At 68.4% G+C, this 12,937-nt stretch carries 11 protein-coding genes and 5 pseudogenes; 9 read left to right on the forward strand and 7 right to left on the reverse strand.

All coding sequences use genetic code 11. From position 1 onward, the window contains the following. Nucleotides 1-143 precede the first annotated feature (143 nt). Nucleotides 144-749 (forward strand): hypothetical protein, encoded by a 606-nt coding sequence (locus tag OHB49_RS41685; RefSeq protein ID WP_329166218.1) that lies wholly within the window; start codon nucleotides 144-146, stop codon nucleotides 747-749. A 1,499-nt stretch (nucleotides 750-2,248) separates the two neighbouring features. After that, nucleotides 2,249-2,464: pseudogene (locus OHB49_RS41695) on the forward strand (HU family DNA-binding protein); the annotation flags it as partial. A 114-nt stretch (nucleotides 2,465-2,578) separates the two neighbouring features. Here OHB49_RS41695 and OHB49_RS41700 read toward each other — a convergent pair. The 3 genes and pseudogenes from OHB49_RS41700 to OHB49_RS41710 form a co-directional block, all read right to left on the reverse strand. After that, nucleotides 2,579-2,908 carry a hypothetical protein gene (locus OHB49_RS41700; protein WP_329166220.1) on the reverse strand — a complete coding sequence of 110 codons (330 nt, stop codon included), beginning with the start codon at nucleotides 2,906-2,908 and terminating at the stop codon, nucleotides 2,579-2,581. 4 nt (nucleotides 2,909-2,912) lie between these two features. Continuing rightward, a pseudogene (locus OHB49_RS41705) lies at nucleotides 2,913-3,155 on the reverse strand (helix-turn-helix domain-containing protein); the annotation flags it as partial. 113 nt (nucleotides 3,156-3,268) lie between these two features. Beyond that, a pseudogene (locus OHB49_RS41710) lies at nucleotides 3,269-3,687 on the reverse strand (hypothetical protein); the annotation flags it as partial. A gap of 178 nt (nucleotides 3,688-3,865) precedes the next feature. On the opposite strand from OHB49_RS41710, the gene OHB49_RS41715 reads away from it, so the two are divergent. From OHB49_RS41715 to OHB49_RS41725, 3 genes are all read left to right on the forward strand, one after another. Further along, nucleotides 3,866-4,402 (forward strand): hypothetical protein, encoded by a 537-nt coding sequence (locus OHB49_RS41715; protein WP_329166221.1) that lies wholly within the window; start codon nucleotides 3,866-3,868, stop codon nucleotides 4,400-4,402. Nucleotides 4,403-4,797: 395 nt separating this feature from the next. Beyond that, the gene (locus tag OHB49_RS41720; RefSeq protein WP_329166806.1) at nucleotides 4,798-5,610 is read left to right on the forward strand and encodes a class I SAM-dependent methyltransferase; all 813 of its coding nucleotides are present in this window, start codon (nucleotides 4,798-4,800) and stop codon (nucleotides 5,608-5,610) included. Between the two features lie 93 nt (nucleotides 5,611-5,703). Beyond that, nucleotides 5,704-6,132, forward strand: a complete 429-nt coding sequence (locus OHB49_RS41725; RefSeq protein ID WP_443079698.1) for a transposase — start codon at nucleotides 5,704-5,706, stop codon at nucleotides 6,130-6,132. A gap of 600 nt (nucleotides 6,133-6,732) precedes the next feature. Here OHB49_RS41725 and OHB49_RS41730 read toward each other — a convergent pair. After that, nucleotides 6,733-7,137, reverse strand: a complete 405-nt coding sequence (locus tag OHB49_RS41730) for an STAS domain-containing protein (RefSeq protein ID WP_329166223.1) — start codon at nucleotides 7,135-7,137, stop codon at nucleotides 6,733-6,735. Between the two features lie 247 nt (nucleotides 7,138-7,384). Continuing rightward, nucleotides 7,385-7,736 (reverse strand): annotated as a pseudogene (locus tag OHB49_RS41735) (DUF488 domain-containing protein). A gap of 244 nt (nucleotides 7,737-7,980) precedes the next feature. On the opposite strand from OHB49_RS41735, the gene OHB49_RS41740 reads away from it, so the two are divergent. Beyond that, nucleotides 7,981-8,721, forward strand: coding sequence for a uracil-DNA glycosylase (locus OHB49_RS41740; RefSeq protein ID WP_329166807.1), 741 nt, complete (start codon nucleotides 7,981-7,983; stop codon nucleotides 8,719-8,721). A 339-nt stretch (nucleotides 8,722-9,060) separates the two neighbouring features. After that, nucleotides 9,061-9,282 carry a hypothetical protein gene (locus tag OHB49_RS41745; protein WP_329166224.1) on the forward strand — a complete coding sequence of 74 codons (222 nt, stop codon included), beginning with the start codon at nucleotides 9,061-9,063 and terminating at the stop codon, nucleotides 9,280-9,282. A gap of 65 nt (nucleotides 9,283-9,347) precedes the next feature. Here the strand turns inward: OHB49_RS41745 and OHB49_RS41750 are convergent, their stop codons facing one another. Further along, nucleotides 9,348-10,262: a helix-turn-helix domain-containing protein gene (locus OHB49_RS41750; protein ID WP_329166225.1), complete on the reverse strand. Its 915-nt coding sequence runs from the start codon at nucleotides 10,260-10,262 to the stop codon at nucleotides 9,348-9,350. A gap of 190 nt (nucleotides 10,263-10,452) precedes the next feature. On the opposite strand from OHB49_RS41750, the gene OHB49_RS41755 reads away from it, so the two are divergent. Beyond that, complete coding sequence (locus OHB49_RS41755; protein ID WP_329166227.1) at nucleotides 10,453-11,376, forward strand: alpha/beta hydrolase; 924 nt, start codon at nucleotides 10,453-10,455, stop codon at nucleotides 11,374-11,376. Between the two features lie 854 nt (nucleotides 11,377-12,230). Further along, nucleotides 12,231-12,554: a hypothetical protein gene (locus OHB49_RS41760; RefSeq protein WP_329166228.1), complete on the forward strand. Its 324-nt coding sequence runs from the start codon at nucleotides 12,231-12,233 to the stop codon at nucleotides 12,552-12,554. Here OHB49_RS41760 and OHB49_RS41765 read toward each other — a convergent pair. After that, nucleotides 12,546-12,935, reverse strand: a pseudogene (locus OHB49_RS41765) (transposase); the annotation flags it as partial. The gene OHB49_RS41760 and the pseudogene OHB49_RS41765 overlap by 9 nt on opposite strands. Nucleotides 12,936-12,937: the final 2 nt, after the last annotated feature.

Consider the following 12,937-nt stretch of genomic DNA (forward strand, 5'->3'; position numbering starts at 1 on the left):
CCTTCGCGCGAAAATGCAGCAGGGCCTGGTCTATCTCTGAAGGTCCACGGGCCGGCGGTGGGCCGGTGTCCCGCCCTCCTGATCGGGGTAGCCGTGCGGGCAGCCGACGCCCGCCGATGCCCTACCGGAAAAGGAGCACGCCCATGCGCCTCTACGCCCAGACCCCGGCACGTCGGAGCCGCCAGGTCCTCGCAGACCTGAGCGCGGCGGCCCTGATCTACGCCGCGGTGAAGCTGGCCTTGGCCGTGCACGACGCGATCGGGCGACTGGCCTATCCGGGCCGAAAGGCGGAAAGTGCCGGCAACAGCCTCTCCGACGGACTCGTCGACGCGGGCGACGCCGCCTCGAAGGTGCCGTTTGTCGGAGGCCAGTTGAAGAAGCCGCTCAGGTCCGCCGCCGAGGCCGGCACCGGGCTGGCCGACGCAGGTCGTTCGCTCCAGGACACGGTGGGCCATGTGGCGACGCTGACCACGGTCGCCCTGATCGTCATCCCGGTGGTGTTCGTGCTGCTGCTGTGGCTGCCCCTGCGCCTGCGCTGGATCCGCCGCAGCGCCGTCACCCGGCGCCTCGCGGCCGATCCGGGTGGCGCCGACATCCTCGCGCTGCGCGTCCTCACCGGCTCGCAGCGCGAACTCGCCGCGCTGCCCACGCCACCCGGCGGCCTCGCAGAGGCTTGGCGGCGCGGCGACAAACAGGTCATCGCCGACCTGGCGGCGATCGGCCTGCGGCAAGCGGGTCTACGCCCCTGACGGGTGAATGCGGGGTTTGGTGGCAGTGGTTGGGCGTCAGCGCGGACGCTTCTACTGCCCGCGGTAACTTCCGGACCTGGGCGAAGATCACCTCGCACGTCTACGCCATCTTTCAGCGTGGCCCCGGCGCGGTGAAAGATGGCGCTGCTGGAACGGGCGTGCAGCCGGCTGGGCCCCTACACCTGACTATTCGTCTCCTCCTCATCACTGCGACGGAATCCTGATACCGGAGGCGACGGTGGACAGCAGGGCCGACCATGTGGACACAACACCGGCAGGACCGTCTGCCGTCGAGGCCGGAGTGCTGGGGGAACAGTCGCTGATCGCGCTGCGGCCGCCGGCCGTGCGCCGCCTGCTGGCATTGCGATGGCAGCACCGTCCGACACGGGGCCATGTGCGCCTTGTGGTCGAGTGTCTGGGGGTGTCGGAGCGGACGGTGTGGCGGTGGCTGTCGGACGCCTCCCGCTCCGAAGATGCTGCGGCTCGCCCTGGCGCACACAGTTCGGAGCGTTTTGAGATCACCGGGCCGGTCCGGGTGCTCCTGGCGTACAGGCACGGGAACGCCTCCGCGATCCACCGCCAGCTCGTCGCTCGAGCTCGGGCCGCGGCGTTTCGGCTGGATTGCTGGCTGTGGGTTTCCCGGGGTGGGGATGGGTACTGCGGGCTGGTCAGTTGATGGTCCGGTCGCGCAGTTGACGGGCGATGCGGGCAACGTCCAGTGTCCCGGCGGCGGTGCGACCTGTTCCGGACTCGGGCTCACCCGAACGCGTGTACGTGTCGGCGGGGCATCGGTAGCCGGGCGTGCTGAGGTGATGTGGGCGGCGGGAACCGGGCCGGGATCGGTCGGCTCGCCGTCCGTCTGTTCCTTGTCGAGATGGGAGCGTTCATGTACGGCGCGCTCAGACCAGATGCCGAGCTGGGTCTGGAGACGTTTGCTGTGCGGCATCCCGTGAATCTCCCCGAGCCTCGCTGACCCTGTGGTCAGGGGGCTCTTCCTCGTCATATTGGGGCTGGTGGCCGTATTGCTGTCGTCACGCACGCGCGAGCGTGAGCAGACCTACACAGAGTGGGCGCCTTCAGGCCTGAGGGGCCCTCCTGAACGCCACACGTACGCATGCTCAGTTCCCGCCGAACCCACGGATACACCCAGGTGGCGCACGGACCGAACCGCGAGTTCCCCCTGAACAGGCTTCGGTTTCCCTGAAACCCCGGGGCTCCCCGGCTTCCAGAAGTTGCGGACGGTCGTGTCCCGCCGTGCTTATCGGCGTTGCCGTCTTCCTCGACGAGCTTGCGCTCGCCAACCCACCTGCGAGCGCACCCTGCCACGCCGGCCGCGAGCAGCGCAGACAGGGCCCTTCTTCCCTCCCCCAATGGTCATGGGCAGGTCATGGCATGGGCTGACAGGGCGAACTGCAAAAGCTCCCGGTCAGGCCTCCGTCGGGAAGCTGAGGCCGTGGCTACCGTCGGATTATTCCCCACCTCTACCTACCGGGATGGACATGAACAAGGCTCAGCTCGTCGAAGCGATTGCTGACAAGCTCGGTGGGCGGCAGCAGGCTGCCCACGCGGTCGATGCGGTCCTCGACGCCATGGTCCGCGCAGTTGTCGCGGGCGAACGGGTGTCGGTCGCCGGAATCGGCAGCTTCGAAAGGCTTGACCGGACCACTCGTTACGCATGCAAGCCGCAGGCAGGCGAGCGCGCGCCCGCCAAGAAGCGCGCCGATTGATATCCGGCGACGCCTAGATGTAGTCGTCCACCGAGTTGCTACTGAACTTGATTGGGTGATCACGGGTTCGGTTGACGTGACGCCTCCCGCCCGCCTGATCTTTCAGCTACGAGTCGGTTGCGGGCGCTCGATGCGGTCGAGGTCGCCGGTGAGCAGGTCGCGGTGACTGATGGTGAAGTCTCCGTTGGGCAGAGTCTGCCCGCGGCCGTAGTGCCGGCCGACGACGGCGGTGGGGAGGTAGGCGCGCAGGCGGTGGCGCATGTCCCCGGGGTACACGACGGGCGCGCCCCAGTCGGAGGGGGCTTCGTCGGTGGAGAACAGGACCCAGTGGTCCACGGGCACGGTGGCGTCGAGGTCCGGCGCCTTACCGGTGTGGCTGTCCAGGGCAGGCACAGTCAGCCGGTCGGGGTCGAGGGGCGGATACCACAGCACGTGTCAGCGGGCCGGGCGCCAACTCCCGTTCCGGCCAAATGATCTGGGCCTCGCTGAGTCGCGGTCGACCTGGCGAGCCCTTCGACAGCACCCCGTCATCGCCCTGCTCGCACCAGGTCCTGCGCCACCGCTCCACCGACCGCTCGCTCACCCGCAGCGCGGCAGCGATCTCCCCGTTCTTTTGCCCGTCCTCGAAGCGCTCCACGGCCTGCATCCGTAACCGCTCCCGCGTGTCCCTCTCAGCATCGGGGCTTCTCGCCGCCGCGGCCTGAACTCAACGCGCCGAACCCATGCGGTCATAGCTGTGGTCGAGTGGGGACGAAGAGGCGCTGGATTGGTGGTCCTGGTGTCGGATGGAACTCAACGTCGCGCGTGGCGGATCTTCAACCGCCCGAACTCCATGGTCCCGGAGATCCGGATCCTGGGCCCGCCGGGGCGGGAGCGCCGCCGGGTCTTGTGAGCGAGTCCTTCCACCCGGTGCGCAGATCCTCGACGTCGACGATGGCGTCGCGAGGCGCCGTGATCTTCGCCCTGCCGGTGCCGAGTTGCAACTCGATGTCGACTACCGAATGCTCGAAGACCGCCCGGGACAGGTCCAGATGCACCCTTCCCAATGCGGACTCGACCTTTAGGCTCCGAGGTACCCGCCATATGCCGCGCTGTCGGATCCGTCCGCCGGCAGCGGCAATCGTGGACGTGGCGCCCGCATTCTCCGCCGGGAGCGAGGCCGGAGCCGACACGAGCTCGCTGTGCGTGTTGGCGGTGAGCGCCTGGTCGAGGGGAAGGGCTGGGCCGGCACGTGGCCTCGCGCAGCGGCGCACGTGGACTCGGGGCCGCGTGAACCGGTCGGCGTGCCGCCTGGACCGGCTCGGGAACCGTTGCCCCGGATCCTGCGTGACGTCTTGTGTTGCCGGCCGGTGGTGAGGGGACCGAATGAGAGCTCGGACGATGGTGAGCGTGGCGGTATCGGCCTGTGTGGCGCTGGTGGTGTGCGCGTGCGGTCCGGAGAAGTCGAAGGAGGACACGGACGCGAAGCCTTCGCAGCCGTCCGCGTCTACGCGGTCCGAGGAGCCGTCGGCCACGCCGTCCGTGTCTGCTCGACCCGAGAAGCCGTCGGCCGAGCCAACCGGCGACCAGCCCGCGCCCAGGACGAAGGAGGGTGCGATCCAGCGGTACGAGCAATACCTCCACGCCCTGGGCCGTGAGGACATCGACACGGTCTGCGAAGTGGCCGGGCCCGCCGCGAAGAAGGCGCAGGACGAGGGGCTCGGCCCGTGCACGTCGACGTACGCCGTCGTGGTCCAGATGATCTCGCCCGTGCAGAAGAAGGCTCTGCAGACCGCGACCGTCGATCCGCAGCGCATCGCCGTACGCACGCCCTACAAGATCGAGATGCCTGTCGAAGCGGTCAGGGCTTCGGCAACCTTCTCCGAAAGCGACCTCGGCAGCTACACCCTGGAGTACCTCAAGAACGATTGGTACATCACCGACTGAACCCGACGCGCCGTACGCGGAGCCACCCGACGGACGGCTCCGCGCGCACGCCATCCGGTGGCCGGTCGACCGGCGCCCGCTGACGACCTTCAGCGCCGGGCTGTGACGGTGACTCCCGAACTCATCGACATTGATCAAGCGGCGGGGCTACGCGGTGGCTTCCGAAGCCGTCGACAAATGACTCCCGTTCTCGGGCTCTGGTCCACTTCGTGTGGTCGCGTACACAGGGTGACTGTTGATCTCCGCCTAATGGTGGTTCTAGTGGTCGTAGGCGGCCAGTGCGCGCATGACTGGCTGGCTACGCATGAACCTGGCTCCCCTCATCAGGCCCCTTGGAATCGATCATCTAGGCTGGCGCGGTGACTGATGAGCAGGAGCGGGTGCAGCCGTCGGGAGTGTGGGCCACGGCGGTGGGGGTGGCCAGGGTGCGGGCGCTGGAGACCGAGCGGGAGAACGCGCTGTTCCGCGACCCACTGGCACAGGCCTTCGCCACCGCCGGCGGCCTGTGGCCCTCCTCGCCGCCGCCCGATGACGAGGCCGCGCGACGCCGCCGGTTGGCCGTGTCGTTCTCCATCGTCATCAGGACGAAATTCCTCGACGATCTGTTGCAGCAGGCCTCCGCGTCCGGTGTCCAGCAGGTCGTGCTGCTCGGCGCCGGCATGGACAGCCGGGCCTTCCGGATGGACTGGCCCGAGGGCACCCGGTTGTTCGAGGTCGACACCGCCGCGCCACTGGACTTCAAGGCTTCGGTGCTGCGCCAGGAGCGGGCCGTCGCACGCTGCGAGCGGATCACCGTCGCGGTGGATCTGCGTGAGGACTGGCCAGGCGCGCTGGCCGCCGCAGGGCACGACCCGGCCGTGCCGACCGCGTGGATCGCCGAAGGACTACTGATCTATCTGCCCGAGGACGCGGTGGAGTTGCTGTTGGCCCGGATCAGCACGCAGTCGGCGGCAGGCAGTCGGATGGGGCTGACATTGGGCTCGCGCGGCGTGATCGAGCGCTTCGGCGCGGACGCCGCGCAGGGATCGGCGGCGTCCATGTGGGTCTCGGAGATGCCCGACGACCCGGTGGGCTGGCTGGTCGGGCACGGCTGGGAGGCCGACAGCCACACCCTGCGCGAGCGCGCTGCCGCCTACGGCCGCCCGATCAGCACCCCGCCGCAGCGCGAGGAGCGGCCCGGCGGACTGATCTCGGCGGTCCGCCGGTAGAGCGCCTCCCGGTTCCCTAGATGACCGATTCCAAAGGGGCCTGATGAGTGGAGCCAGGTTCATGCGCGGCCAGCTAGTCATGCGCGAGCGGAAATCGTTGTTTCGACAGGAGATCTGGCGGTCCAGGCCGACGTCGGCCACCTAGCCTCCGCCGCCGGACTGGTGCCCGTGCCCCGGGACTCCGGGCGCCGGACCGGGCATCTGCACCGGCCCAAGCGCTACAGCCGCCGCCTGCGCCGAGTGTTCTATCTGTCTGTCCGCACAAACCAGCATCATCCGCGACGGCCCCAACCGAGATTTCTACCTCAAGAAGCGCGGCGAGGCATGCAAGAACGCCCAGGCTGCCATCGCCTTGGCCCCGCCAGCGTGCTATGGGCCCTCCTGCGCGACCACCGTGTCTCCACCCCCGCTCCACCGCTCGCACAGGTGGCGCGACCGCTGTCTGAAGCTCAGTCGCCGCCGGAGGCGGCAACCGCCTGCATCAGTCCTTCCAGTCCGGGCTGGTGCGGTGTGCTGAGGTGACCGCTTCGGCGCGGTGAGGGCGGTGTGGTCCCTGGTTGGCTGGTTCAGGCGGAGTTGTGGGGGCACCACTCGCTCAAACCGGGCAAAGTGTGCACTCTGATTGCACATTCAAGCATCACTCGGCGGCAAGGCCGGGTGCCGTCATTGCTGGGCCCGCGGCTGCTGCTGATGCGACTCGTTGGGGGGGGGCGTCGGGGCTGGGGGCGGCATGTCCTGGTGCACGGCGTCAAGAATCTGCTCGCGGCGCTGCTGGCCCGGGAGAGCCGTCGTATGTGTCTGTGGCCACCGCATTGCTCATGGTCAATGCTGAAACGGTGTATCGCATCTGTGATGCGAGGTGTTCGGGCGCACCCGGGTAAGCCGAAGGAGAGCCTGGGCAAGCCGCCCTTTGCGACGACTTGCACTTCAGTTTCTGCGTGCTGCTGTCCATCGCCAAGGGCCGACACGTCCTTCGAGGCCCTGGAGCCGTCGGCTCCAAGGCCTTCGCCACGTGTGACACGGGCCGGGCATTGATGCGGTCGATGAACTGTCCGAACGTTTCCTCAAGGTCGGACTCCGAGGCCAGAGTCCACGCCCACCCTGCACGCCAGTGAGTGTTCCTCAGCTTGACGGGTGGGGCCAGTGCGCCAGGCCACCGGTCGAGGGAGCGTGTCGGGTCGCCTCCTGTGGCGAGGGGTGGATCTCGTAAGCCTCACGCAGGCCGCTGATGTCGAAGACCCTGACTATCCGGCCAGAGGCGGACGCGATCCGTAGTGAGCCATCGTGTTCACGGATGCGTTTCGTGACCGCCACGACCACGCCCAGCCCCATCGAGTCCAGGAAGGAAACGAAGCTCAGATCAAGGACGAAGTGGCGGTGTCCCTCGTCGACGAGCTTGATCACTGCTTCACGGACCAGGGGGGAGGTGTGGGCGTCCACATCGCCGTCGATCTCAACAACCGTCCAGCCGTTCACCACGTCGTAGCTGACGGCCATGCGCTCGTTGCGGATAACGTTCGTTCGCATCATCATCCTTCTCACGTCTCCGGGCGGCGGGGGATCCGCCAGCATGGCGTCGCACGTGGGACTGGATTCGTCCGCGCGGCCGACGTACCAGAACCGCGTGGCCCGAGCGAGAGTCGGTATGGTCGACGAGTGACCGTGACGGTGCAGGCCGCGCCGACGGCACAGCGCCACACGACGTGCGCTCCGCCGCACCCACCGTCGACGATCAAATTCCGCAGATCGCCGTCCTTGTGAACACTCATGTTCGTCACCGCTTCTTGGTCAGCCACTCGGCCAGGACCGCGGCCTGGCTGTGGTCCAAGTCCTTGGTGGCGGTCAACAGCATGAGCTTGTCATGCGTTGCCACCTCACGCAGATGCTCGACCGCCTGGCGGTGCCCGGCATCGCGTGGTTCGGCCAGGTAGCGGCGACGGAACTCGGTGCTCATGGCTGTACCACCTGCGCAGTTCGCTCGACGGGGCGACATGACGCAGCCACTGGTCCAGGTGCGCGTCCTCCTTGCGCATGCCGCGGGGCCAGATCCGGTCGACGAGTACCCGCTTGCCGTCCTTGGGCGCGGTCTCCTCGTAGACTCGGCGATAGGTGATCTGTTCGGCCATGACGGCACCCTTCAGATCGATCGGCCGCCCCGGCCCGGGACCGGCGGACAGCGGGGACGGCCCCGGTGGGAGTGGATGTGTTCGGCTCGCCCAATTTTATCGCCGGATGGGTGGGCCGGCCGGAGACCCGCTGCGGGCTGAGGGCGCCGGCGCCCTCAGCCCGCAGGAGAGGAGAACGCCGTTGCACGACACCGGCCCTGCCACCCCGGACGGGCAGCACTTCCCGGCCGCGACCGCACCCCGGATGCGTGACGTGAGCAGGCTGGACACCGCCGTGGCCTCCTGCCGGGCCTGCCCGCGCCTGGTGGCCTGGCGAGAAGAGGTCGCCCTGGTCAAGCGCCGGGCATACAGGGAGTGGGAGTACTGGGCGAGGCCGGTGCCCGGCTTCGGACCGCCGGACGCGGTGCTGGCCATCGTCGGCCTGGCACCGGCCGCACACGGCGGCAACCGCACCGGGCGGATCTTCACCGGCGACCCGTCCGGCGATGTCCTGTACGCCGTCCTGTATGACCTCGGCCTGGCCTCCCAGCCGACCGCCACCCACCGCGGTGACGGCATGGAACTGTACGGGGTGCGGATCACAATGCCGGTGCACTGCGCACCGCCCGATAACCGACCCACCACCACCGAGCGCGACACCTGCCGCCCGTGGCTCGTTCGCGAACTGGCACTTTTGCGACCGACGTTGCGGGCTGTCGTGGTGCTCGGCGGCTTTGCCTGGCAGGCGCTGCTCCCCGTGCTGTCGGGTGCAGGCTGGCAGGTGCCTCGCCCCCGCCCGGCCTTTGGCCACGGCGCCGAAGTCCTCCTCACCGACGTTGGCGGTGAACGGCGGGTGCACTTGGTCGGCGGATTCCACCCCAGCCAGCGCAACATGTCGACCCGGACCCTGACCCCCGCCATGCTCCGCGACGTGCTGCAACGGGCCGCTATGCTCGCAGGGCTGCCACATGAGCCGCATCACCCGCAGGCTCCCACGCCCCCCTGAGAAGCGGCCAGCGGATTGCACCTTTCCGGACCGCCCTGCGCCCTCTCGCAGTCTCGGGGCCGGAGCGGCCCAGGTGGGTGGCGATCTGAACGCCCGGCTGCCGCGCACGTCCGCGAAGTACACGGAATCGCATCGGGCTCGACGCCTTATCCGAGGACTTTCACGGACCCCAGGTAGCCCTTCTCCACCACGGTGGCGTCGCCTGCGATCCCGCGCCATCCGGCACCGGAATGGATGCGGCAACGGCGTGAACAGGTCCGACGTCAGGAACTGTGAGGGCATGTCGAAGAGTGCTCTGGCTCCGACGGGTGGCGGCTGAGGAGTCGCGCGGTCGACGCCATGTCGGACCGGCGCGACCGTGGGCAGACACAGTCGTTCATCACCACCGACCGTGTTGCTGCCCTGACGTCATTCGGCCTCGCCTGCCGCGCGGCCGCACCGGAGCAGGAGTGCTCGGGGGCAGCATGGGAAGCGGGCCCGCCCGGGCGCCCTCGCACGTCGACCCTGTACCGCACCCTTGCCGCATACGACGAAGCCGTCGCCACGACAGCCGACCACTGATCAAATCCGGTCCCGCGGCCGCTGACTTCATCGGCCGCACGGGGTGCGGTCGGGCCGCCGCAACCCTAAGGGCGGCGGTGTGTTTCACCGGGCCGGTCGGCCGCGGGTGCGCTGGGTTCCCGCGGCGGAGAGTTGTCGGGGCCGGTCCAGGATGCGAGGAACCGGAGGCTTTCCTGTGCGGCGGATCCCGGCACGGCGGTCATGACCATGAGCTGCTGGTCGGGATCGGTGGCGCAGCCGAGGATCTCCCAGTCGAGGGTCAGCTCTCCGGCGACGGGGTGGTTGAGTTTCTTGGTGCCGCATGTCTTGTGTGCGACGTCGTGGGCGGCCCACCACTGCCGGAAATCGGGGTCACGTACGGAGAGCTCGCCGACCAGTGTGGCGAGACGGGGATCGTCCGGGTATTGAAGGGCGTCCATTCTGAGGTAGGCCACACAGGTGCGGGCTGTTGTTTCCCAGTCCGCGAAGAGTCCACGCACATGCGGGTCGACGAAAGCCAGTCTGAGATAATTTCGCTCCCCTGGTGGCAAGGCAGAAAAATCAGTGATGAGAGAAGCCGCGAGTGAATTCCAGGCCAGGATGTCCATGTGCCGCCCCAGGACCAGGGCGGGCGAGTCCGTGAGCTGGTCCAGCAGCCGCTGCAGCTGCGGACGGACTCGCTGGGCGGGTCGACGCTGCGGGCGCCCCCTGCGCTTGGCTCCGTGCAGGCCCTTCACGTAGGCGGTCTGGTCCTCGTCGAGGTGCAGAGCGCGGGCCAGGGCGCTCAGGACCGGTTCGGATGCCTGGAGCCGGCCTTGCTCGACGCGGGTGTAGTAGTCCGTGCTGATGGCAGCCAGGTGTGCCACTTCCTCGCGGCGCAGGCCGGGGACCCGGCGGGCGGCTCCGGACTGGGGAAGACCTACTTGGGCGGGGGCCAGTTCGGCCCGCCGCGCCTTGAGGAATTCCCCGAGCTCGTTGCGCTGTGCGTCTGCAGTAGCCATGTCCCCAGTGTGGCAGGCGGTACGCCTCCTGCGAGGGGGAGGAATATTTCCCAGGAACGCCCTTTCCTAGGAAATAGCTCTCTCTTGTTGCCCTCCATGCGGCGTGTGATCGTGATGGAAATGCCTCCCCAAGAGGCGTCGCAGACACAAACCATCACGGAAATTTGCCGATATCAAGAAGGGCATGAAAATGAAGCCGATCAGTGTGGAATTCCAGAGCAACGGCATCACGCTTGCCGGAAACCTGTTCTTCCCCGAGGACCATGTGGAAGGTGACCGGCGGCCGGCGGTGCTCATCGCGCACCCCTTCGGCGGTGTGAAGGAGCAGACGGCCGGACTGTACGCGCAGAAGCTCGCCGCACAGGGCTTCGTCACGCTCGCCTTCGACGCCGCCTGCCAAGGCGAGAGTGCGGGAGAGCCGCGGTTCCTGGAGAACCCGTTCGCCCGTGCGGAAGACATCAAGAGCGCGGCAACCTTCCTGACCACCCGCGATGAGGTCGACCCGCAGCGCATCGGCGCGCTCGGCATCTGCGCCGCGGGAGGCTACGTTCCCTTCGCGGCGACGACCGACCACCGCATCAAGGCGGTGGCGACCGTCAGCGCGGCGGACATCGGCGCCCTGTTCCGCGAGGGGCTGGGCGGCGGCCAGGACGAGCAGGTCCTGCGGGACATGCTCGACGCCGCGGCCCAGGCCCGTACCGCGGAAGCCACGGACGGCACCTTCCAGCTGGGGCCGGTCGTCCCGGAGACCCAGGAAGAGGCCCGCGGCTGGCCGACCCTCTACCAGGAGGGCCACAACTACTACCGCACCCCGCGCGCGCAGCACCCGAACTCTCCCAACCGGTACCTGCTCCGCAGCGTCGACCAGATCGCCCAGTACTCGTCGTACGACCTGATCGACCTGATCTCCCCGCGCCCCCTGCTGATGATCGCCGGCACCGTGGCGGACACGGCGTACTTCAGCCGTGAGGCGATCGAAAGGGCCCGTGAGCCCAAGGAGCTGTTCTGGATCGACGGTGCCACGCACATCGACCTCTACGACAAGGACGAATACGTGCCGACCGCGGTCGCGAAGCTGACCGGGTTCTTCAAGGAGAGCCTGGCCGCTGCCTGACCTGGGGCCCGGGCTGGCTGCCCGCAGGTGAATCCGGCCCGGCCTCAGAGGCCGGGCCGGTGCCAGCCGGTTGCGGGGTCGGACGTGAGAGCGGCGGACTGCTGTGGCCGGTCGGTGTGCACCGGGAGCCTGGGGCCGCCGTTGTAACCGGTCAGAGCGGTTTCCAGCTCCTCGACGAGGGCGGGCGACAGACGGCGGTCGCCGCAGTCGCCTGCATGGCCAGGTGCGCGCCTCGCCAGCGCCGACGCAGCCGACGATCATGGCTGACGATGACGGCGGCACAGGCACGTCAAGACCCGCCGTCGGGCCATTGAACGGTCTGTGCCCGGGGCGGAAGAGCCGGCGGCTTTCGCGGACGATGAGTCCCTGTGCTTCGAGCGCGGTCTTGTAGGTGTCTGTCAGGGAGTGGCCTCTGCGCCATAGCCAGTCGCTGTGCATGACGAGCGCGGCAGCGGCTCGGGTGAGGAGGGGGTCTGCTGGTCCTGGGAGGTGGCCTGGCACGATTCGGCCGCCGTCCAGCCGGATGGTCGGGGTCTTGAGGAGGTCGATCAGTTCCGCTCCCGCGAGGGACAGTTCGCCTGGTGCGACGGGGTGGCCGGCCGCTTCGCCCAGGACGACGATCAGCGGGCCTGTGGCGTGGTCATGGAAGGGCTCGCGTTCAATGCGTCGGCGCTCGCGACGGCGAGCGGTGCCGATCGGTGCGGTGGAGATCGCGGTGCTGGTGGCAAGTCTTCTCCACCGCGGCAGACAGGTTCTGCAGCTGGTGCCACCCGTCGGCGACCTCGAGGGAGCGGGAGGTGCCCCTATCTGTTTGGTCAAGGTGGTGCGGGCTGCTGTTGGGTGAGGATGAGGGCATGACGACTTGGTTCCGCACCTACTACGAGGACGAAGATCTGTGGCTGTATTTCGAGGCTGATGACGAGGGCTGGGCGGCGCGTCACGTTGAGGTCCAGAGGAAGGACTCACGGCCGGTGACGGCTGCCTCTTTGGAAGAGGTGCTGCACTTGCGTGATCATGCCGATCTCGCGGCGATGGGTCGCTATGAACGGCAGTACGGAGTCCTGGCCGAGGCTGTGCTCGACGGCTGGCAGGACCAGCCGCAGGCAGCCGAGATCTCCGCGGAGGAGTTTGAGCGCCTGTGGGTCGAGGCCAGGCGAGTTCTTGGTGCTTCAGGCTGATCCGGCGAGCTGAGGTTCGTGGAATGTTCCGTCGCGGAGCATCGCGAACAGGACATCGGCCCGGCGTCTGGCGAGGCGGAGCAGGGCCTGGGTGTGGTGCTTCCCCTGGGCGATCTTCCTGCCGTAGTAGGCCCGCGATGCAGGGTCGCCCAGGGCCACGAACGCGGAGAGGAAGAAGGCCCGTTTGAGCAGCTTGTTTCCCCTCCGGGAGGGCTGTTCGCCGCGGATCGACGACCCGGAACTGCGGGGCGCCGGGGCGAGACCCGCAAAGGCGGCGAGATGGCCGGCGGTCGGGAAGGTGCTGCCATCACCGGCCTCGATCAGGATGCGGGCTCCGGTCCTGACGCCGACTCCCGGCATGGATGTCAGGGCCTTGGAAAGAC

This window comes from Streptomyces sp. NBC_01717 (assembly GCF_036248255.1).
In the GTDB taxonomy this organism is placed as follows: domain Bacteria; phylum Actinomycetota; class Actinomycetes; order Streptomycetales; family Streptomycetaceae; genus Streptomyces.

Coding starts and splice junctions, on each gene's coding strand:
- OHB49_RS41685 (WP_329166218.1), top strand. CDS start 144: ATGCGCCTCTACGCCCAGACCCCGGCACGTCGGAGCCGCCAGGTCCTC.
- OHB49_RS41730 (WP_329166223.1), bottom strand. CDS start 7,137: ATGCGAACGAACGTTATCCGCAACGAGCGCATGGCCGTCAGCTACGAC.
- OHB49_RS41740 (WP_329166807.1), top strand. CDS start 7,981: ATGCGTGACGTGAGCAGGCTGGACACCGCCGTGGCCTCCTGCCGGGCC.
- OHB49_RS41745 (WP_329166224.1), top strand. CDS start 9,061: ATGTCGGACCGGCGCGACCGTGGGCAGACACAGTCGTTCATCACCACC.
- OHB49_RS41750 (WP_329166225.1), bottom strand. CDS start 10,262: ATGGCTACTGCAGACGCACAGCGCAACGAGCTCGGGGAATTCCTCAAG.
- OHB49_RS41755 (WP_329166227.1), top strand. CDS start 10,453: ATGAAGCCGATCAGTGTGGAATTCCAGAGCAACGGCATCACGCTTGCC.
- OHB49_RS41760 (WP_329166228.1), top strand. CDS start 12,231: ATGACGACTTGGTTCCGCACCTACTACGAGGACGAAGATCTGTGGCTG.